Source organism: Pseudoalteromonas sp. APM04 (genome assembly GCF_022809815.1).
Classification (GTDB): domain Bacteria; phylum Pseudomonadota; class Gammaproteobacteria; order Enterobacterales; family Alteromonadaceae; genus Pseudoalteromonas; species Pseudoalteromonas marina.
The window spans coordinates 1,174,740-1,197,447 of sequence record NZ_CP094441.1 but is presented as its reverse complement, the minus strand read 5'-3'; the positions used below and the strand labels follow the sequence as shown (position 1 = coordinate 1,197,447).

General features: G+C 37.7%; 14 protein-coding genes and 3 pseudogenes. 6 read left to right on the top strand and 11 right to left on the bottom strand.

Going from position 1 to position 22,708, the window contains the following annotated elements:
• Positions 1 to 538: 538 nt before the first annotated feature.
• Positions 539 to 1,417: a hypothetical protein gene (locus MTP24_RS05695; protein WP_243533181.1), complete on the top strand. Its 879-nt coding sequence runs from the start codon at positions 539 to 541 to the stop codon at positions 1,415 to 1,417.
• 16 nt (positions 1,418 to 1,433) lie between these two features.
• Here MTP24_RS05695 and MTP24_RS05690 read toward each other — a convergent pair whose 3' ends face one another.
• From MTP24_RS05690 to MTP24_RS05680, 3 genes are all read right to left on the bottom strand, one after another.
• Positions 1,434 to 2,402: a replication initiation protein gene (locus MTP24_RS05690; RefSeq protein WP_243533180.1), complete on the bottom strand. Its 969-nt coding sequence runs from the start codon at positions 2,400 to 2,402 to the stop codon at positions 1,434 to 1,436.
• A 704-nt stretch (positions 2,403 to 3,106) separates the two neighbouring features.
• Entirely contained in the window at positions 3,107 to 3,391 is a 285-nt protein-coding gene (locus MTP24_RS05685) for a hypothetical protein (protein ID WP_004589244.1), read from the bottom strand.
• A 129-nt stretch (positions 3,392 to 3,520) separates the two neighbouring features.
• Complete coding sequence (locus MTP24_RS05680) at positions 3,521 to 3,913, bottom strand: hypothetical protein (protein ID WP_004589243.1); 393 nt, start codon at positions 3,911 to 3,913, stop codon at positions 3,521 to 3,523.
• Positions 3,914 to 4,491: 578 nt separating this feature from the next.
• On the opposite strand from MTP24_RS05680, the gene MTP24_RS05675 reads away from it, so the two are divergent.
• Positions 4,492 to 4,695, top strand: coding sequence for a hypothetical protein (locus MTP24_RS05675; RefSeq protein WP_004589242.1), 204 nt, complete (start codon positions 4,492 to 4,494; stop codon positions 4,693 to 4,695).
• 77 nt (positions 4,696 to 4,772) lie between these two features.
• Here MTP24_RS05675 and MTP24_RS05670 read toward each other — a convergent pair whose 3' ends face one another.
• Positions 4,773 to 6,422: a recombinase family protein gene (locus MTP24_RS05670; RefSeq protein WP_004589241.1), complete on the bottom strand. Its 1,650-nt coding sequence runs from the start codon at positions 6,420 to 6,422 to the stop codon at positions 4,773 to 4,775.
• Positions 6,423 to 6,493: 71 nt separating this feature from the next.
• Between MTP24_RS05670 and MTP24_RS05665 the strand changes: the two are divergent.
• The 3 genes and pseudogenes from MTP24_RS05665 to MTP24_RS05655 all read left to right on the top strand — a co-directional run.
• Positions 6,494 to 6,733 (top strand): annotated as a pseudogene (locus MTP24_RS05665) (endonuclease III); the annotation flags it as partial.
• A 262-nt stretch (positions 6,734 to 6,995) separates the two neighbouring features.
• A pseudogene (locus MTP24_RS18980) lies at positions 6,996 to 7,126 on the top strand (endonuclease III); the annotation flags it as partial.
• Positions 7,127 to 7,331: 205 nt separating this feature from the next.
• Positions 7,332 to 9,242, top strand: a complete 1,911-nt coding sequence (locus tag MTP24_RS05655) for an aminotransferase class V-fold PLP-dependent enzyme (RefSeq protein ID WP_008131420.1) — start codon at positions 7,332 to 7,334, stop codon at positions 9,240 to 9,242.
• A 284-nt stretch (positions 9,243 to 9,526) separates the two neighbouring features.
• On the opposite strand, the gene MTP24_RS05650 is transcribed toward MTP24_RS05655, so the two are convergent.
• The 4 genes from MTP24_RS05650 to MTP24_RS05635 form a co-directional block, all read right to left on the bottom strand.
• Complete coding sequence (locus tag MTP24_RS05650; RefSeq protein ID WP_243533178.1) at positions 9,527 to 11,938, bottom strand: PAS domain-containing hybrid sensor histidine kinase/response regulator; 2,412 nt, start codon at positions 11,936 to 11,938, stop codon at positions 9,527 to 9,529.
• Between the two features lie 168 nt (positions 11,939 to 12,106).
• Positions 12,107 to 12,766, bottom strand: coding sequence for a hypothetical protein (locus MTP24_RS05645; protein ID WP_243533175.1), 660 nt, complete (start codon positions 12,764 to 12,766; stop codon positions 12,107 to 12,109).
• A gap of 1 nt (position 12,767) precedes the next feature.
• On the bottom strand, positions 12,768 to 13,268 hold the full coding sequence (locus MTP24_RS05640; protein WP_243533173.1) for an RNA polymerase sigma factor: 501 nt from the start codon (positions 13,266 to 13,268) through the stop codon (positions 12,768 to 12,770).
• A gap of 432 nt (positions 13,269 to 13,700) precedes the next feature.
• Positions 13,701 to 13,892, bottom strand: a complete 192-nt coding sequence (locus MTP24_RS05635; protein WP_243533171.1) for a hypothetical protein — start codon at positions 13,890 to 13,892, stop codon at positions 13,701 to 13,703.
• Here MTP24_RS05635 and MTP24_RS05630 point away from each other — a divergent pair.
• A pseudogene (locus MTP24_RS05630) lies at positions 13,844 to 14,275 on the top strand (AraC family transcriptional regulator); the annotation flags it as partial. The gene MTP24_RS05635 and the pseudogene MTP24_RS05630 overlap by 49 nt on opposite strands.
• Before the next feature lie 107 nt (positions 14,276 to 14,382).
• On the opposite strand, the gene MTP24_RS05625 reads toward MTP24_RS05630, so the two are convergent.
• The 3 genes from MTP24_RS05625 to MTP24_RS05615 all read right to left on the bottom strand — a co-directional run bounded on the left by MTP24_RS05625 (position 14,383) and on the right by MTP24_RS05615 (position 22,704).
• Entirely contained in the window at positions 14,383 to 15,771 is a 1,389-nt protein-coding gene (locus MTP24_RS05625) for a sensor domain-containing diguanylate cyclase (protein WP_243533167.1), read from the bottom strand.
• Between the two features lie 315 nt (positions 15,772 to 16,086).
• Positions 16,087 to 19,044, bottom strand: coding sequence for a TonB-dependent receptor (locus MTP24_RS05620; protein ID WP_243533165.1), 2,958 nt, complete (start codon positions 19,042 to 19,044; stop codon positions 16,087 to 16,089).
• 627 nt (positions 19,045 to 19,671) lie between these two features.
• On the bottom strand, positions 19,672 to 22,704 hold the full coding sequence (locus tag MTP24_RS05615) for a TonB-dependent receptor (protein ID WP_243533163.1): 3,033 nt from the start codon (positions 22,702 to 22,704) through the stop codon (positions 19,672 to 19,674).
• Between the last annotated feature and the right edge of the window lie 4 nt (positions 22,705 to 22,708).

Here is a 22,708-nt window from a genome sequence, read left to right as displayed (position 1 = left end):
ATGAGGCCAACAAGCGCGTAATGTGGTGTAGGCGAAGCCGTAGACACATGGAGAAAGCGCGAATGTACAGCTGGTCTGTACTGACCGCGATAGTGTTTCGCATCAGCGAAATTCGATTAAAATTTGGCACAAATTGTATCGAACCACCTATTTTCGGAGAAAATAACAGCAGATGAAAAAGGCGAGTAGTGAGGAACTCACAGCCTTGTCAGGCGCGGCAGTATGGCGGTCAGTACAGAGCGTAGCTCGGTGCATTCGCGCGGGGCCTACAACGCTAGCGCGATAGCGCGTCGAGTCAGCTCGTTGCGGAGCAACACCAGAGCTGGCGGGCGTTTTGGGCCCAATGGTTGAGTAGCGCAGCGACGAGGCCATCCGCTGAAAGCGGCTTTGTTGCGATAATTATCGCGACAATGATTCCGTGCATGCTGTCAAAGCATCTCGGAATGAAAAACGGCAATATAATTATAAAAAGATGATAATTTTTATGTTGCGGTACTAGTTAATTTTAATAATTAACTTACCAAAAGGATTTTGTGAATTGACGTCGCAACAAACAAAATATTTAGAAACGAACAACACTCTTCATACTCACTACCCTCGCTATTTTGATATTGATATGCGGTATTATCTAGGCGCAAATAACCACCAAAAAGGGGTTAACAGAACCAAGGTCTCGGTGCTTATTGCAATTCGGTTTTCTATTATTACCCCAGGCATTGTTCGTTGGTTGTATGGCATCAATCATCGGTTGGCATTAGAGCATTTAAACCGGCTAGAAAAAGATGGGCTATTGCGTGTGGTAAAAACACACCGCAGTCCAGATGGTCGTGTCTACGTGCCTACCTATACTGCAGCCAAATTTGCCGAGGAGTTAATGGGCATTGACGTGCATTTTAGGAGCAACAAAAATCCTTCTTTGCAGTTCAATCAAAATAATATAATGCATAATCTAATTAACGCATTTGTCATGCTGCGCGGTATACACAATTATCACAGTGATGAAACGTACGCCCCAATGTGGAGTGGATTCATTACCGAGCCTGAATTTAAACGTATTAATAACCTATCTGATACACGAACGGTAGATGGTGCTGTACGACTCCTAGATGGCTCTGTTGCAGCAATTGAGATTGAGCATTCGTTTAAAAACAAAACTGCACGACAAGTCATTTTGCTAAAATATTTGGCCTCGTTAAAAAAAAGCGATTACAGTAAGATTTTTTTATTCTCTCAGTCGGTCAAAATTTTTGATGATATAAAACGATTACATGAGCAGCTACTTACGGAGCTACCTGAACGTTACGACAAAAAAACACGAGCACCACTTCTCAGTGAAAGTGATGCTGAGCTGCTGCGTGCCTCAATAATATACCGTACTAAACTGTGCACTGAAATTGAGAAAATGTTTTACTCGTAATGCAGTAGTATAAACATTAAGGCGTTATGGTTTTTTTGTTCAATTGTTTAGAGTAAAAAATCTTAGTTTCATCGTCACCAAGGATTTTTGCATACGTTATACAGCGCCTAATATCGACTTTTGCCAACCTAAAATCAGGGTTTTGATTCTGTTTTAACAACTCATAGGTTCTTAATAGCTTGAGGTTTTCACGAGCCCAGACACCTTCTTTAGCTGACCCTTTTTTGACTTTAGGGCGGCGAAATAGATTCGGCCGTGCTATATGTTCACTTTTACTAGGGCATTGGGTGAAGTACGCAAACTCAATCGCAGTAATACAATTGCCCATTTTTTTTGGCCTAAACGTTACGCATATATCTGTATGAGCATTGATTTTTTCAATAGCGGGTATGAGTACGCGAGCCTTAAAATCCCGCCATGCTCCATATGATTCGGATAAAAATAATTTTTGTTTCATCTCTGGTAATTGAAAATTCACAACTACCGCGCCCCGTCGTTTGTAATTGTGGTAATTTCGCACCCGATTAAGGAGTGCGTATAATCGAAATGATGCCAGACTGTTTAATTTTACTGTGTTATGAAAAAATAACTCTGTGAAATCACCCTCAATATTAAAAATATAGGGCTCGATGTCTTTTGAGAACTCCAATGTGATAAACGAGCCCTGATTTTTCACCTTTTCATATCTAGCATTGCTCACCCAGGGGATTGAAAGCGACGTCCCACTATCGTCTAAAATAGTGACAGATTTATCTCTTAGTGACTCTGCAGCTGCGCTCAGCTGCTCATAGACACTGCTTTTATTGAGGCCGAAACACTTGGCATATTCCGTTGGATAAATCACAATTTTTCCTGGGTTAGGCTTTTTTGAATTTACTTTAGACAGCGCTAGATTTATTAATCGCTGCTCATTAATATCGAGCGAATAACCCGCATGTAGTAATTTATTAGCGAAAACAATTTTTGGAGAATTTTTACTGCTCATCTCTCTACCTCATTTCTAATTGATGGTGTTATGCTAACCGCGACCCAACCAATAAAAGAAATTTCGGTAAGTTTTTTGGTAAATAAAATTTTTATTTATTCACGGTAAAGGTGTCCCCCTAAACCGTATAAATTGCCTACTCATTTCGTATAAAGTGCCACAATAAACATATAAATTGCCCACCAAACACTTAAATATTTCATTTCATTCACAAGCTTATGACCCTCTAAAAGTATTAAAATAGAAAAAGATAAAATAAAGACTCATTTGGCACTTTTATAGATTTATTAATTCATTTCTGGCGGTTAAAATATAAATTAATTATTTTTTTAATTTTTTACCACGCCACTATGATTTGTAATGAGGCTACTGAGTGAACTAACTGCCTTACTGAAATACGCAAAAGGGAGGTAGACGTATCTACCTCCCTTTTGCATTTGACCTATGCGCCCTGCCAAACATGATTACAATGACTGCGCTTTTGAGCCACCGTAACGAAATCCTGTATTTGCGCAGGACCTCCTCCCAGGTTTGATACTCAGTAACTGAGTAAAATGCCCTATTAAACGCTATTGCAGTTAGGGCAACGAATCAGCAAATAATGATTCACGGCATATTTTGGGAGACATGATCAGGCTGTTACTTTTTAATTTGAAAATAACCATTATGACCTAGTTCAACTGCTAATTATTTCCAATTTCACACTAAGCAAAAACATCATCTTCAAAGTCGCACGGCAGCTCCACACGCTCTATTGGGTCGCTAATTAGAGCATGCATAATCTCGTAGGTGAGTTTTCGCATAGCATACTGGTTGAGCGCTCTATTTGCTGTAATTTCAGGGCCAATAACCTCCCACAGCTCATCTAAATTCGCATTATCACTGCGTAATTCTAATAAGTTTATCTGGTGGTCATTAGCGGTGATTACTCGGCTAAATGAGTGTAATAAATTTAAAAAATCCAATGTTGATACGTATGTATGTTTCATTTTTTCACTATCCTTGTGTGTTTTGTTATCAAAATCGATAACGTATTAGTAAATAAAATCAGACATGGGTATTTAAAACGGTTTACGAAAAAAATTTTTAAAAAAGCGAACAAATGTTCGCTTAGGGGGTTATGCATTGTCGATAATATCGACCCAATCACTTTCTGTTGCTGCAAAAAATGCAGTTGGCGTTTGCATAAATATTTGCTGGAACTCTTCAGAGAACAGCTCACAAAACTGTGTTATTTGCTCTATGTAGATAAGTAAAAAAAGCGTCATGTCGTGCCCTTCTAAATACCTATTCTCAAAACTTGGATTTTTTTCCAACATACTATTTGAAATACTAATGCCAAGTATTTTTCCAACGCTATCTCTATGTAAATAGATGTAATTATTGAAATTTAACTCTAATGTTTGTTCATTAACTACATCTGCTAACAATAAAATTGTAGAGCAGTCATCCCACGGAGATCTACTGGCTCGAACGTATTGGCGAATAAATTGAGATTTAATATTTTTCATGATTTGTCCTCGTTAATTGTCCTGAAATTAACTAGGGCCATGCGATGGGTAAAAATAGAAAATCACGTTTATGTAGGCTAAATTTGCAAAAAGAATAAAAATCATTAAGGTTAAAAAAGTTCCTAACTTTGAGGTAGAACAATATGACTGATTATATTTGGCTATTACCTGCGACCATACTAACAATAGTTTTAGTCAAGCTTATTAAAAAGTCCAGAAAGTAAACCTACACTTTAAGTGCATAAATAATTCAGTGTGAAAAATAACTTAAGCCTACCTATTGATAATAAAAATATTGAACAATTAATGAACCAACCCTAACGATCGCTTAAAAAAAACACAAATAAAATTACTTTATCCTCCATTTATCTAAAAAAAATTAAATAAAATTTTGTATATTTTTCTGAATTTTAATCAAGATGAAACGTAAATCTCCATTTGGCGGAGGTATTCAGAAGTTCATCAAAAAAATCACTAAACTTTTGAAATTTATTGAAATTAGTTATCATAGTACTATTAGTTTGATTAATTAAAACTTCAAGCTAACCAATTCTTTTTTTAATAAATTAAAGGTTTCTATGCAAATTATTTTTTCTAATAATGATGGACTTCAAATGCAAAAAGGATTTGCGCTAGCGATAATTACCAATCAAGGTAAGATTATTCAGTCAGGAATGGTTGTTGAGTCAATGGTCTTTGAAGCCATGTTGGCCCACACTATTGAAACCTTTTGTTCTAAGTTTACAAGTATTGACCCTAATTATTTTAAAGAACCTCAATAGCTAAGCCCTTTAGCTAAGTAATATTAAGTATGGCCTGTTGCAAGGTTAAACTTGCAACTGACCTCTTCGTAATTACGTCAAAAGTCATAACCACTAACTAGCTCACCAGTATGTTTATGCAGACGTAACAAACGCCTCTTATCATTATGAAATTCAAGTAAAAGCTCAAAGTAATCAGCATTTGAGGTACCTAACAGACGCTCAAATACATTATTGAGGCCACCTTTATCGCCGCTAAATGTATTTAATTGTAAACTGATGCTTTTAAAAGTGTCTTTAACTAGTTGACGAATAGCTAGACGTTCGTCGTTGGAAAGTTTTATAAGGTTTTTAGTAATTGATAACCACCGATCAGTTACTTCATCACGAAATGAGTTATCAATTCTAGCTAACTTATTTTTACTAATACTAATCTGCGACTCAACATCACGTGCCTCAGACTCAAGTTTGGATATTTTGTTAGCAATGGCCTGTGGCGGAGTTCCATTTAAAGTCAGAAGAGCCTCAGTAAATAAATCTATATCACCATTAATTTTAACTAAACGCGCCCTAAGATTAGCCTCTTGGCTGTTAATGGCCTCCCTATCTCCACCTTTTAACAAAATACGCTGTAGGTTAACCTTATCTTGGCAAAAAGTGACAACTGCTTTTTCTATCACATCAATTTGGACGGTTGAATTCATTTCACAGTTATTTTTTCGCCGTGCTTCAACACAGCCATATCGTTTATGGCTGCTTTTTACTTCATTCAAACATTTGTTTCGATAAACAACATGTGAACCTACAGACTTTCCGCAATTGCCGCATTTAAATACACCTACCCCAGATAAAATACCAACAAACTTCTGTGATTGTTTAGTAGCGCCACGCTTAGATGAATCAGCGACTAAAAAGTTAAATTCAGATTCACTCATCAGCGGAGGATAATAACCTTTAAGGCCATACTCTGCATTCCCTACTTTTACATTGAGCTCACCAATAAGTGAACGACGCTTAACCTCTTTATATACATTGGCACCAGTATGATGAATAGTGCCTGCACCAAACTCACTATTAATTAACATTGCTATTTTTATGCCGCCATATCCTTTTTTAAAAAGCTCTATTTTGCGGAGCATAATTTTTTTATGATGTGGCTCAAATTCAAATATTTTTTTATCATCATTCCACACAGTCCAACTAGGCGGCTTACCACAATTTACTCTGAATCCACGCTTGCCCGCACTCCAATCATCACACTGCTGTTTCAATACATCTCGTACACGTTGAGATTTGGTTTCACTCTCTTCATTTGCTCGCATGAAGATCATCAACATGGCAAGTAACTCAAACGGGTTTTCATCAATAAGTTGGCTGTTATATTCTTTGTTGTCTATTGCGGTTATTACTGTAATACCAGCATTGATTATCTGAGTTACAATACTTGCGCATTCTGAGACCTTCCTTCTTGACATTCTATCTAGACTTTCAATAAGCAAAACTGAGCCTGAAGGGATATTACCGTCCTCTATCGCTTTTAAAAATACTCCAAATGCACCTTTTTTAATATTATTTCCATGATATGCACTAAGGCCTAGATCTCTCATTGTAAGAGACTCATCCAATAATAATCCTCTTTCCTTAGCTACTTTATTTGCATAATCTAATTGCCTTTTAAGGGAATGTCCCTTGGCTTGCTCTTGAGTAGAAAATCTCACATAGCTGAACAACAAAGGTTTTTCTGACATAGGGCTTTTCAAATCGTTAGTTATCTATTATGAAAGGACTGTATCACAATCTAGTTTAATTATACATTGTCTGGCCGACAATCGCTGTCGACACCCACATCGATCGTGTATCGAATCGCACTAAATTTGCTATGGGTAAAAACGTTGTTGAAGTAGAAAAAAAGCTCGAAAAAGTAGTGCCAAAAGAGTTCAAAGTTGATGTCCACCACTGGCTGATTCTGCATGGCCGCTACGTGTGTACTGCTCGTAAACCTAAATGCGGCAGCTGTATTATTGAAGACTTGTGTGAGTTTAAAGAAAAAACCGAATAATTAAAGATAATTAAACGGCTTATTTGCATCAATATCCCATGGCATTTATCTAGTACTTTTGCTCTTAAACATTTTTTGCCACGCTTTCGGGGCGATCCCATACTTTTGTACAAAGTGTTTACGATAAATTTGCTCCGAACTAAAGCCTGCTTTTTCAGATACCTCAGTGATAGCCAAATTTGTTGATTCTAATAATTCCAAACTCTGGTTAAGAGGCGCGTTGATTAGCCAAGTGTTAAAACTGATACCATTTGCGGATTTAAAGTTTCGGCTAAAGCTGATGTGCACCATTGGTTGATTCTACATGGTCGTTATGTGCGTACCGCCCGTAACCCTGAGTGTGGCAGCTGTATTATTGAAGACTTGTGTGAGTTTAAAGATAAAACAGAGTAAAAGATAAGTTTACGCATAGTGATCAACTTTTTACTTTAAAACAGTTGTAGGACTTTCGCTTGCGTGAACTTTTATTGAGAATGAAACATTAAACATGGACGTGCATAAAATATAATTAATGCACATTTACAAAGTATTAATTTCACAAGTGCCAATGCATTGGTTATGCTACTGAGTATTATAAGATTTTATTACGAAAACCCCTATGTTGCCTTTACTGCGTATATTATTAATTGAGCAAGACCAAGCCACTTTAAAAGAGTTGTCTACAAATCTCTCTAAAGCGATACCAAATTTTGAGCGAGACGATATCCATATCGATATTCTTGAGCGTTTTACGCTTAAAGATGCGATAACAAGTGTTGAAGAAGATGGTGATATTCAGGCTGTTGTACTTAGTTGGGATTTACAAAACAAGGTTGGCGAGAGAACGTATAGCCGCTTTATTGAGCAGTTAAAAGCCATTCGATTAGAGCTTCCAGTTTATGTAATTGGCGATGATACTAAAGGACTGGAAATAGTCAACGAGTCAGAAGAAATTGAATCGTTTTTCTTTAAAGACGAGGTTATTTCTGACCCCGAAGCTATTTTAGGCTATATGATCAACGACTTTGACGACCGTTCAGAAACCCCGTTTTGGACTGCGTATCGCCGTTATGTTGGCGAGTCGAACGATTCATGGCACACACCGGGCCATAGTGGTGGCTCTAGCTTTAGAAACTCGCCTTATATTAAAGACTTCTATCAGTTTTATGGCCGCAATGTGTTTGTTGGCGATCTGTCGGTATCTGTCGATTCGTTAGGCTCTTTATCTGATAGCACCAATACCATTGGCCGTGCTCAAGAATCTGCAGCTGCAACGTTTGAGGTAAAGCATACCTACTTTGTTACTAACGGGTCTTCTACTTCAAATAAAATTATTTTACAAACCCTGTTACGTAAGGGTGATAAGGTCATTATTGACCGTAATTGTCATAAATCTGTTCATTATGGCATTTTGCAATCAGCCAGTTTACCCATTTATTTATCGAGTATATTAAACCCTAAATATGGTATTTTTGCGCCACCTTCGTTAGCCGATATAAAACAAACAATAGAGCAAAATACCGATGCAAAACTACTGGTGCTTACCGGTTGTACTTACGATGGTTTATTAAGCGATTTAAAACAAGTTGTGGATTTTGCCCATCAACACGGCATTAAAGTATTCATTGACGAAGCCTGGTTTGCTTACTCTTTGTTTCACCCGAGCCTGCGTTACTACTCAGCCATTCATGCTGGAGCCGATTATGTCACTCATTCAGCACATAAAGTGGTATCGGCGTTTTCACAGGCGTCTTATATTCATGTGAATGATCCAGACTTCGATGCAGATTTTTTTAGAGAAATTTACAGTATTTACGCCAGTACATCGCCCAAGTATCAGCTTATTGCCTCGCTTGACGTATGCCAAAAACAATTGGAAATGGAAGGCTATAAATTACTTAATGCCTTGTTAAACCATGTCGACGAATTTAAACAACAAATGGCATCGTTGAAATACATTAAAGTGCTGGGTAAAGACGATTTTATGGAAATATTTCCACACTTTAGTGAAGATAATATGGGTCACGATCCACTAAAAATCCTTATCGATATTAGTGAATTACCCTACTCATTAAAAGACATTCATAAGTTTTTATTAGATGAAATTGGCCTAGAAATAGAAAAATACACTCACAGTACAATTTTGGTATTATTAACGCTTGGTGGTACTCGTTCGAAGATTATTCGTTTATACAATGCATTAAAAAAACTTGATAGTGGGAGAGTAAAACTAGCCAAATCAACAAGGCGCTCTCGCTTGCCAGAAAGCTTACCAGCCATCGATTTAGCGTGTATTCCAGGCGATGCTTTTTATGGCGAACGCGAGTCGGTGCCTATTGCTAAAAGCAATAATCGTATTTGTGCTGGTTTAGTTACCCCCTATCCTCCAGGCATACCGTTATTAGTTCCAGGGCAACACATCACTGAAGAGCATATCGAATACTTAAAAGAGCTTGCCGGTCAAGGGTTAACTATTCAAGGTAGCTTTGATGGTGAAATTTATGTTCTAAAAGGTAAAATAGAAAAATAACCAGTATTTTACCCATTCACTTAATTAAGTGAGCTATTTTGAGGCTGGAAAAACGTGTTGATAGCTAGGCAAAAATATCACTATTTAGTTGCTCTAAATGAACATTTTGTAACGCAGGTAGCGACATGTTTAGCCTCGAAAAATGATTAAGTATTATTGCGGATTAGTATTACATACAATATTCTACGAGAAATTTGTCAGCAGTTTTTAAACCCTGCTGATGTTATTTTCAAAACCAAATACTTTTCTATTGGACAGGCCTTATTTTATATAGCCAACATTAATTAACCGATTAAATACAAACAACGCCTGAGTGTGCCATATAACTCGTTGATATCGATTGGTTTAGGTACATGAAAGATGAAACCTTGCTGGTAGTAATGTTTTACGTCTTTATCCATTACATTTGCTGTTAACGCAATAATAGGCAAATTTGGCAGTATTGTTTTTATCTGTTGATTAGCCTCAATCCCATCCATAATTGGCATGTGAATATCCATAAGTACTAAGTCAAAACGTTCGGAACCAACAGCTTCAAATGCTAATTGACCATTTTCTACAATTGTAATATCGGCATTTGTTTTAGCCATCATGGCTTTAATCAACACTTGATTAATACTGTTATCTTCGGCAACAAGAATTTTTTTCCCCTGTAAATTAGGCGCTTTAAACGATTTTTTAGGGGCTTTATCTGCTATGTTATTTGCTTTAGGTAATGGTAATTTAATCGTGACAGTTGTGCCAAGCCCTTGCTTACTTTGGATATCGATTTCGCCGCCCATCATTTTAACTAAACTAATAGTGATAGACATGCCAAGTCCTGTTCCACCATATTTCCTGGTTGTAGAGGAGTCTGCTTGAGTAAACCGCTCAAAAATGTGCTCAGTAACTTCCTTGCTCATCCCTATTCCTGAGTCTACAACCTCTAGGTATATAGCCTCTTTACCTTCAAAAACTTTACTGCTCGCGTTTATTTTAACACTTCCCTTATCTGTAAATTTAACCGCATTAGAGCTTAAATTTAATATTATTTGCTTAACTCTAACTAAATCACCTACCCAATATTCGTTATAACTTTCATCTTTATTTACGGTAAAGCCGATACGTTTTTCACTAACTAAGGAGTCTAAGTCATAGGTTATAGAATTTAATACCTCAGTTAATGAGAATGATGCTTTTTCTAACTGTAGTTGGTTGGACTCTATCTTAGAGTAATCTAAAATATCGTTAATAATAGTTAAAAGGCTTTGTCCCGAATAAGAGGCATTTTTAAGTACTGCCCTTAATTCCTCAGGTAAATTAATATTTTTTAACAGTTGCAAACCACCTAGAATTGCATTCATAGGGGTGCGAATTTCATGACTCATATTAGCCAAAAAGTCACTTTTTGATTGTGCTGCATTTTCAGCGGCTAACTTTGCATCAAACAATTTTCTTATTGCATCTACTTTTTCGGTTACATCGTAATTTACACCAACTACTTTTATGGCAACGCCATGCGAATCTCTCAATATCTCTGCACTTGCTTTAATTGTCCGGATATTTCCATCAGGGTGTACAACGCGAAACTCTGGGTCGTAAATGCCTACCCCGTTGATTGCTTCATCCAACACACGTTCATTATGTTCAACGTCATCAACATGAACTCTATCTAGCCATGCTTGGTATGTGCAGGAAAACTCTAACTCTGAGATGCCGTATAATTTGTACATCCAAGAATCCCATACTAGTTTTTCTGTTTTTAAATCTAACTCCCATACCCCAATACCCGCAGAGTCATTGGCTAATTGCATACGCAAAGCAAAAGAATCCACCTTTTCTTTCGCCGTTTTAATTTGTTGCTCACTCTGTTTTTGATGAGCTATATCTTGAACGACAGACCAAATAAATGTTTCACCTTTGCTATCTGTAATTTTTATACCCGATAATAATACGGGATATACATTGCCGTTTTTATGTATATATTCTTTTTGATACGGCCCATACTGGCCATATTTAGCAAGTAATTCTAGCTGTTCATGTTCTCGCTTCTCATACTTTTCAGGGGTGAGCTGCCAATAGTCCATTTGATTTAACTCATCAACGCTATAGCCTGTGATTCTGACAAACTCCTCATTCACAAACTCAAAGCTGCCGTCAGATATTGAATTAATTGCAATACCAACGGGTGCCAAATCAACAAACTTTTCAAACTTTTCTTTTTCTCCCAAAAACGCTTGTTTAAATCGCTGCTTTTCTGAAGCTTCGGTACTGATTTGTTTTTGGGCTATTTCTATATCGGATATGTCTCGACCAACCGCCAATATTAATTGACTGCCCTCTATGAATAATCCAGTCAAGTTAACTAAACAGTTAAACGTTGTGCCATCTAAACGCGAATGTATCCATTTAAAACTATGAAAGCCCTGTTCTATGGCGCAATTTATATGCGCTTTAGCTAAAACATCTGAACGATTACCACAGGGTTGTAACTCGGGTGACAAGTCAGCAGGACTAAGATTTAAAAAGTTGTCCATGCTATTAACACCGTGCATATCAATAGCTGCTTGGTTGCATTCTATAAACTTACCTGAGCTTAAATCGATAACTGAATACGCGTCGGCCGAAGCGTCAAAGATTTTTTTGTACTTATCTCGTTCATAAGTAAGCTCAGCAATCGCTCGCTTTAGTTTTGTGTTTTGTGTTTTCTTGCTCAAGATTATTTTTACTGGCAGGCACTACTTCTAACTCATTAACTACGCGTTTTACATAGTATAGAAGCGATGTAAAAATTTGGCAGCTTAATTGCAGAAAAAATCAATTATCTAAAGAGTTTATGCAAAAAAATCATTAACTATTTTCTACACAAACACAGCATTTGATAACTAACTTTCTATTAACTCAGAGCTATTTAAAAACTCAGCCATAGTGACCAAACGTTTACCAACAATAAATTGAACACTCGCATTAACCCATTTCTCAGAAATATTCTTATAATTTAATTTAGCAAATAACCATGCTGTAGCTATAAAAAGCAATACTGACGACAAAGAGTAAAACCAAATCATGTGCAGCTCTAAATACTGATATAAATCAATTCCAAAAAGTAGGTCAAACCCAATAAAAACATAAGCAAGATAAAAGGGAACTGACATAAGTAGCAACTTGGTCAATTCTAATTTATGAGAACAAACACGGTAAAAATCTTTTTGTAGTTGGTTAACTGGTTTTGAATAGTCAATGCTTGAAATTAAAGCAATTTGACCAATATTTCCCGCAAGCCCAATAATGGCAAACAGGTTGAGGACAAAGCCTGAAATGATTGGCGCTGAAAAAGTAAAGCCTGCAGCAATATACTTCCACAACAGTACAATAATAATAAGAAACACACAGCTTTCAATTATTCGTGCCCATTTAATTTTATTAAGCACTTTTATTTGTTTATTTATTTTTATTTCAGCAAGCTTTGCTTGATTAATTTCAATAGCACTATGTGTACCCGTGCTTTGTTGTTGCCAAGCGCTTTTAAAGTTATCTAAATTCATGTTAAGAATCCCGTGTTTCAAATTGAAGTTTTAATGTGTGTTTAATTCGACTAATTCGCGTAGCAACATTGGTTTTACTGATCCCTAAGCTATTGGCTATGCTTTCGTAAGATTCACTCTCTAAGTAAAGGAGCATAATCGCCTTATTTAATTTATCGAGTTGGCCAATAAAGTCATATAACTGCTTTACCACTTCGTTGCTCTCATCTTCTTGCGATAAGTCAGCAATCTTCACTATGCACTCTTCATTTGCTTTATCTTCTCGCCGACTGTCTTTTCGGTAATAAGATATAGCTACATTCAGCGAAATTCGGTACATCCACGTTGAAAACTTATAAGCATTGTTGTAATTATCATAAGCTAGCCACATTGTTGTTAATATTTCTTGGGCTAAGTCTTGTCGGTCATCTTTGTTTTGGCAGTAAGAATTCACAATTTTATAAATAATGCCTTTATGTTGCTCCATTGCCTGAGCAAATAGCGTTTTTTTAGTTGTGTTCATTTACTGGTAAATCCATCACTTTTTCTTAATTTCATAATATTGAGGCGTTAAAGTTTATTTATCTAATAGCATAAAGCACTCTAGCCCTTTTTATGGCTTTGTTTTTTTATGTGCTCTAAATACTATTTAAATGCAAACACCGGCCCTAAAGTAATATCTGCTTAATTTATTACCTAGTTATTCGCAGCAACTGCGAAAAAATCACAAATTCAAATAAAATTTTCAATTCAAGCGTTAAACGCGTTGTTAACTCTCTATTTTTAGTCGAGGGTAAATATTGCTGAAGAGGCTTTATTAAGTGGGTTTAATAGTATTCATTGGTGCTTGTCCAAAACTCAGTATACATACTCTGAGTGATATACCAATTTCCTAACTTGGCGCCGCAGGTATAGCAGAAAAGACGAATTTATTTACTTGCAACTGGTTAAAACGCTAAAACAGGGTGTCGGGTTGTTTTGCATTCAACGTAATTACTACGTCGTCTTGTTCACGCCAGCCAAGTTTAGTTATCTCTGTTTTATCTATTCCTATAGCTATCTCTAAGGTTTTATAGTCTTCATGAGAAGCGACTCGCCATACTTCTTGGCAACGATGCTGTTGATTTAGCCATATTGAAAAAAGCACGCTTGCGTGAGCTATATTACGCGCTGTTAAAAGGTCAAGCAGGCTATGCGTTTAAACGGGCATTTGGTGTGGGTAACGAGATTGCACGTTCAATTGCCTTTTTATCCTCTCATTTGCATGAAAACATAACCATTGAAGACATGGCTAGCCAAATAGGTATGAGCCGTGCTGTATTCCATCGTAAATTTAAACAAGCAACTAACATGTCCCCTATTCAATTTGTCAAATCAATGAGGCTTAATCATGCTGCCATGAAAATAACACAAGGAACCAACGTCAACGTTGCGGCCATGGAAATGGGTTATGTAAGCAGTTCTCAGTTCAGCAGAGAATTTAAAAGAATGTACGGCTTATCGCCCAAGCAATGTAGCCAACAAAATTAGCACAATAAAAGCGATATTTTAACGCCTTATAAATGTAAAAGAGTGAGTACCTAACTTGTGAAAAGTTATACTTATTAGCTTAGTAACACTGCATAACCCAACTTATCTTATGGTTCATAAATAATTTTATAACGATCTTTGCCAGACTTTTTAACTTGGTACATTGCCGCATCTGATTTTTTTATGTGATCATCTATGTCAGTGCTATTGTTTGGTGATACCACGTTTAGCCCCATACTTACGGTTACATTTATTGTGTTTTCACCTTCAACTGGCACTTTAAGATTTCTAATTGCATTTATAAGTTTTTCGGCAACGCGTTCAGTATCGTCAACTTTTTTTAAAATAACAGCAAAAGCAAACTCTTCACCACCAAAGCGACAAAAAACATCATCAATTCTGAGTATGTGCGTTAATATATTTGCTAATTCAACCAGTAAACGGTCACCCACATTATGGCCATAGGTATCATTCACTAATTTAAAGTTATCAACATCAAATATTCCAAATGCCACTGGCCCTCCGTGTCGAATACTAGACCTAACCAGTTTATTAACCTGGTCAGAAAAAAAGCGACGATTAGGAATTCCAGTTAATGGGTCAAAAAACGCTATTTTTTCAAGTTGAGACTTAGCTTGTTGTAATTCAAACGTTCTTTCTTGTACTAAATTTTCTAGGTTAACTTTTAACTCTTTTAAATCTTTATTTCGTTTTTCTAACTGTTCTGTTTGAAATTTACTTTTTGAAACATCTCGTTGAATTGCTGCAAAGTGAGTGACTTCGTCAAATTTATTTTTCAACGGGATAATATTCATTTCAACCCAGTAAGGCCTTCCTCTCACGTCATAATTTAGCAGTGTTTCAGTTACTTCTTCGTGACGCTCTAATGCAGAATAAATTCTTTGCTTAGCTTGGGGGTCGGTTAAGTTGCCTTGTAAAATTCTGGGTGTTTCACCAATTATCTCTGACGAACTGTATCCAGTAAGTGCCTCAAAAGCCTTATTTACGTATACTATTTTAGGCCCTTCAGGGTGCTTAATATTTTTTGCATCGGTAATAACCACCATATCTTGCGTATTTTCTACTACATCGTGAAACGAAATTTGCTGCTTAGCATCAGAAATATCAGTGATGGTTACAACAATAAAGTTTTTATCATCGTCATGTCCTTCAAAATAAGCATTGGCCATAAACCAGCTTATTTCCTTACTTGACCCGCCAACAACACCTAAAACTTTATTGACCACATTCTTTCTTGTTGATTTAACAACATTAACGGGATAGTCCTCAACGGCCATGAGGTTGCCTTGCTCGTCGATGAGTGTCCAATGAGGATCGTAGATATCTCTTCCAATTGCTTGCTCGTAGTCTAATTTCAATAACGCTAATCCCGTCGGGTTTATGTAAACAATCGATGTATCCCAATTATGAATAACCACACCTACCTGAGCGTATTCAAGTAGGTTTTTAAAATTTAAATCACTAATATCTTTCATAATTTTTTCATAAAAATTAAGTTCATAATAAAAAGATAGGTTAAAACTAGAAAAATAAAAGTAATTAAAAACTATTCGTACTAAATTAATGATGCGTTACTTCGCAAGTTAAACTTTTAATACCCTCCTCAATTAAACAGTTATTATTAAGACACCTAAACCTGATCAGTATCCAGGCAAACGCTTTGCTATACGGCTGCTCTCTTTAATACATTTTTTAGCACTGTTAACATCAAATTTAATTGCAAAAAAAAGCAAGCCGTAATGGCTTGCTTTTAACGCCCGTTCAAAGGCTACACACTTTCAACATAAATTTTAAAAACGGTAACTAGCACCAAACGTAATACGACGGTCAGTAAGACCTTGGAAACATAGTAGCGAGCCTTCGTTAACACATGACTGACTAATTTCAGACTCAGTAATATTTACTGCTTCTAAGCCAATATTAAGCTGCTCGTTTACATCATAGCTAATACTTGCATTAAGCTGACCACGGTCCTCTTGCACTACAGGGAACCCCCATGGGAAGCTTGACGTGCTACCAAAATCGTTTGAGCGGTAACCCTCGCGCCATGTGTAACGCATACGTGCCGATAAACCGAACTTTTCGTAGTATAGAGTAAAGTTATAGGCATTTTCTGATAAGTTAAGCAAACCTTGTATTTCGCTTACTTCAATACCCGGTGTACCGGTGCTTGCAGCAAATACGTTACTCGCTCTTGAAGTAGCCTTATTGACTGTTTCCCCGCCCGAGAACTCTTGAATTGTGTAATTAGCTAAAACACCAAAACCCGACGCCCATCCTAAATCTTTTTCAAAGCTAGATAGATCATACTGGAACGCAAACTCAATCCCTTTTTGGGTTGTTTCGCCAGTGTCGTTTACTTTTGTCTCAGTACCTACACATACACCACGACCATTTTCAGGACCAAACACGTTAATGTCTGCAATTGGGTTAAATATGCCACCCCCTTCACATGGGTCTGTTAAATCACGATAGCCTGTTACTGGGTCTTCTACCGGCGATGTTAACTGATTAACATGAAGCTCTTTACGCGTTTTGTGGAAAATACCTACACTAAATACGCTCGCTTCAGTAAAGTACCAATCTGCTGATAAATCATAAGATAATACTTCTTCTGGTTTTAGTGCTGGGTTACCAAATTCAACTTCATCATTTGGGCTCGTGCTATAAGTAATAGAAGTAGATAAGTCGTTATAATCTGGACGACGAATGTCTTTACCTGCACCAAAGCGAACCACTACATCTTCTGACACATCGGCAACTAAGTTTAAACGCGGTAATACAAAGCTATAATCTGATTCATTGGTAATCCGCGTTACAAGCTCGTTACCACTGCCATCTTGTGTTACTGAGTTACCTGTCGATTCAACATCGGTTTGAATATAACGTAAACCAAAGTTACCGCGGAACATGTCGTATTCAAAGTTAGCTTGCGCATAAAAAGCGTGGGTAATTTCTTCTATGTCAAAAAAGCCAGAAGAACTTGACGTTGGTGCGTTTAGCGTGCGGCTAGAACCATGAGTTTGTAATGCTTGCTGAAGTGTTGCAAGTACTGCATCTGGGTCTGATGCCACGAGTTCTGGGTCAATAAGTAAAAAGTCGCTAATATATAACGAGCGGCCATCAGCCTCATTAAAGTTATCAGGACCCGCAACTAAAAGATCAGCGAATAAATCACCTCTTGGGCTATCTGCCATTGAACGCAAACCCACACTCGACGTGATCTCGTTTTGCTTACTCGCCGATTTGCTGTAACGGTAACCAAAATCAACAGAGGTAACTATTGAGTCTGTGTAATATGTTGAATCTATACGGAACGCATCTTCAGAGTTCTCAACGGTATCTTGACCAATGTTTACGTCGCGTAGTAGTACATTTGCAGGGTCAAGTAATTGCTCAACCGTAGGCGCATATTCAGCACCTTGTGCAATACCAAAAGTAAGTGCTCCACCTGACAGGTCGTATTCAAAAGGCACACTGTTATCATTACCGCCACCAGCATCTAAAGGTGCATTAGGGTTAATGAAGTTAAGTGTAGTATTAAAGCTTGGTGTTGTTGTATCAGAAGATGACGACGCAACCTCAGCGCTTACAAACCATTTATCACCTTGCCATTCACCGCCAAGCCTAAAAATATTACTGTCGGTAACACGAGAATTTGTATCACTCGAAAAACGTAAATTTGGATCGTCATCATCATTTGCTAAATTAACTGGGATTACACCGCGTAAAGCCGCTTGAATTGAACCTAAATTAGTTCCACCTAAAGAACCTAGATTAATTGTTTCAAATTCATCAGGAACCGAAATGTCATTCAATGCACTGACACCCGACGCTTGAACACGAGAGCTCTCTTGACGACGTTCCTGATCGTTTATAACCGCATCAAAATATAGCTTAGTATTATCGTTTGGTGCCCACTCTAATGTCCCTACAAAGTTTTTAGTTTCGTATTCGTAGTTATCGTAATCTTGCACAAAGAACTGGATAGGCAAAAAGTCGAAAGACTGTGCACTCGCGACCCCGCTATCAGCGGTAATTATGTTATCTCTATCCGCACGAGGGCGAAATGCAGTCACATCTTGCTCGGCATAACTGCCACTGACTAAAACACCAAATTTACCAAAGTCACCTTCCCAATTATCTGCAAAGGTACCTGAAAAACGAGGTTGTAAACCGCTATCAGTGCTTAGGCTACTATTCTCGCCTTGCACCCTAATTGTGGCTAATTGTTCACCTAGTTGAAGTGGGCGAATTGTTTTAAGATTTATCGTTCCACCTACAGAACCTTCAATTGTTTTAGCTTCAGGAGATTTGATGACCTCTAAACTAGATATGATCGACGCTGACACATCTTCAAAGCTAATGCCGCTGCGTCCAGAACCTGAACCGACTGTTGATACACCGTTTATTTCAGTACGGTTTGCATCGGTACCACGAATTTGAACACCGGTACCAACACCTGCTTGACGTGTAATTTGAATACCCGTTACGTTCTCAAGTACTTCAGCTAAATTTTGGTCAGGTAACTTACCAATATCCTCTGACTGAATAATTTCTACAAGGCTGTCTGCTGAACGTTTTTCAGCAAGTGCATTAGTTAAAGACTGACGTATACCAGAAACTTCAATTACCTCCAGATCATCCTTAACCTTTTTGGTCTCTTCTTGCGCATGAACAGAGAGAGATATATTCATAGCTGTTGCAGATATAACCGCCAGTGTGATTTTTGATAAATTATAATTCATAGTTTTTTCCTGTGTGTGTGAAACGCTATGCTACTTGTTACTTTTCATACAAAAGTGAACTAGTGTATTACAAAAGATTAACTGAATATTTACACTCAAAACAAAAAAGGTCAACCATATTGTAAGTCAAATATTATAAAATAATTCAAATTTGTTATTACCAAAAATAAATTCCCCATACCTTACAACTACAACAATGTAAGAAAAAAATACAACCACCTGTAATACATATAGTTTTCAAATCAGGTATGCAGCACTATAGTAGTAGTTAAGTTGTATTTTTAAGTTCATTATTCCATTATATTATTTAGCTATAAATTGAAAGCTTTTAATTATAAAAGTATAAAAAGCCCCGAAATTGGTTAACCAATTAAGATCTGTTAGACTTTTGGCTAGAATAAAAAGGTACAAACATAAAGCAGACTAATCGTATTTACGCTTATAAAAATGCAAAGAAGTTTTTTTGGCTTACAACAAAGGCTGTAAAAGTTGAATGGAACTTAATCTGCGATCAGTTTAGATGGTTTAGTTTAGAAAAGTCAGTGATAAAGGTGTGCACATCCACGTAGATACAAAAAAACCCCCAATTAGTTAAACCAATTGGGGGTTTTTATAAGTTACTAACTTTTACAGTTTATAACTTAAACCTAAGAATAAACGTGGGCCGTAATCGTTTACTTCACCTAAGTTATCTTCAACAAAAAAGTCTTGAGATTTAGGAGCACTAAATAAATTAATTGCCTCTGCTTTAACTCTAAAGTGCTTGTTAATTTTGTACGATGCACGCATTTCCCATACGCCTACCGAATCAACATAACGTAAGCGTGTGCCATTGCTTGTATAAGGTTGGAAATACTCACTACGGTATTTGTAAATAACCGCAGTATCGAAGCCACCTATTTGGTAATAAAGTTGGCTGCTAAATACATGCTTAGAAAACCCAGGTACAGAACCTGGCTCAACAATGCCTTCTTTAAGCTGAGTTGTATTGCCATCAACGTCTGTTACAAATGTATCACCGTATAGGCTGTCTTCAAATTCAAAATCAGTGTCGGCATAGTTATAACCAAACTTAACGCCTATGCCATTGTCCCAACGGTATGAGAATGATGTTTCTAGGCCTAAAATCTCACTCTCTTCGTCGTTTGTTACTGAATTTGTAATAGGCAATGAAACGGTTTCCCCCCCTACAACAAAGTCTTCAATAACTGTGCGCTGTTGAAAGCCGCCTTGGAACTGTTTGTAGTATAGGCTTAATGCAAAAATTGAATCTTCATTAGGGTACCACTCAAATGCTGCATCGTAGTTCCATGACATTAGAGGCTGCGTATCTGGGTTACCAGAGCCGTTTACACCCACTAACAAGTCACTAATTGTAGTGGCCGTATCAGATGTGTCTTCTTGAAAAGAGCGGCTATAACCTAAATCAGAAGGGTCTGCACGCGACATACCACGGTAAATACCCGCACGTAATAAAATATCTTCGCTGTAATCGACCACTAAGTTAAAGCTAGGTAAGAACTTGGTGTAATCACCGCCCCCTTTTATTTTATCAAGTGTGCCAGTGTCTGATTCAACAAGAGAAAGAACCCCTGTATCGCTGGTAACAACGTCAAAACTATTTCTAAAACCAATTGATGTAACTTCAGTATCGACAATACGCAAACCAAAGTTACCACGAATAAACTTACCAAACATTTCTGTATCGTAATTAGCCATTAAGTAAGCAGCCGTTGTTTTTTCAGTTACGTCAATAGTTCCTGCGTTTTGGTATTCAACCTCAGGGTATTCAAATACTCCACCCTCATTAGACGCGACAACGGCTTGAGAAAAACACTCATTATCGTAAGTCGCCCATGAAGAGCCTGTCCCTGTCTCTACCACATTGCCATCGCTATCTACATGCGTGATGATATTTCCATCTGACACACTAGACAAAAAGCCTGATTCAGGAAAATCAATTTGACAACCTTGAAGCACATCGAGCGCTTCAGCACCTGAACCTAGAGTAAATTGATTACGAGAGCCGTTACCGTTCGTTCCACCAAATTGTGTAAAGCTAAGCTCTGAGGTACGGACGCCACCTTGAATTGTGGTGAACATACCGCTATCAACTAAATAGTCAAAATCTAAACGAGCAGACACAACTTTGTTATCTCTCACGTTTTCACGGTCAATACGCGTTCTTAAGCTGTCTGTAAAATTAGATATATCTGTTACGTCAAAATCAGTAAGCGTAAAATGTGGAATGTTATCGCCCATATCCCACGAGAAATAATTACGTCCAGCGGTTCTGCCTCGGTTAGAAATTTGCAGTTCTTCACGCGAAGTTTTTGAATACGCTAAATCTAAATCTATGGTCAGTCTATCATTTACAGTATGTTCGATATTTAAGCCGTAACCACGGTAGTTTTCTTCACGAGAAAATTGCTCACCAGCAGACTCAATACGCTCTTCACCTTCCCAATGTAAAATGCCGCCTACATCGTTAGTGACAAGTGATGGGCCGGTTACACCTGGTGTTGCGCGCTTTTGTAAGAAAATTAAATCATGGCGTGCTTCTCGTTGCGTTCTATCAGAAATTTGGCTATCAAAATTAATATCCCATTCTGCAGACGGCTGGTACTGAAAGGCAAAAAATACCGCGTCACGCTCGTCTGACGTTTCGTTTTGACGAAAGCTTCGGCTGCTGCCAGTCCATGCGTATGGAGTACCATCACTCACGGCTTTGCCTGTGTCAGGGTCAATTTCTGTGTCATAACCTTGGTTATTACTTCCGTTTACTTGATCCTCACAATCACCTGCACTACTGCGGTAAAAACCTTCATTTGTATTTGTTGGATCATTTAAACATGCCCAAAGAGACGAACCTGATGGGCTAGAGCTTCGGTATTCTGCTTCTGGCTGCGAAATATCTTGTCGTTGCACACCAAAAGAAAAGCCAACTGCCTGACCATTATCAAACTCAAACTGGTCAACATAGCTAAATGTGCCACGATAACCTAAATCGCTTTGTAGTGAGTTATCTACATTACTCTCGTCAGGGTTGTAGTTAAGTTTAACCTCACCTTGCAAACGCTGCTTGCCATAATCGAGTGGGGTAACCGTTTCAAGTGCGATAACACCCGCAACCCCACCTTCAATCATCGAAGCATCTTGGGTTTTATAAATAGCTACTTTTTTTACAAGTTCTGATGGAAATTGTGAAAAGTTTACTGAGCGGTCACCGCTACCATTGGTCGCTTCACGGCCGTTTATGTGTGTTGCACTTAAAAATGGGCCTAGGCCGCGAATGGTAATTTCTGTCGCACCGCCATTTTCACGATGCGATGCTGCGCCTGTAATAGACTCTAGTGCTTCACCTATCGATAAAGCGGGTAAATCACCAATATCTTCAGAAGAAAGACCATCAACAACGGTTGTGGCTTCGCGCTTTATGGCTATTTGATCTTGAATTGTTCTGCGTGTACCTGTAACACTGATGATTTCTACATCAGGCTCGACCTCAGTCGCTTTGGCTTGTTCTTGTTGTGCGTGCGCTGAAAATACACATGAGCTTGCTACACCGGCAATAGCGGCTGTTCGTACCCATTTAGCTACCGGGCTCAGTGCGAATTGACCTGAACGCATTTTATTATTTTTTGAAGACTTCAACGACATTTTT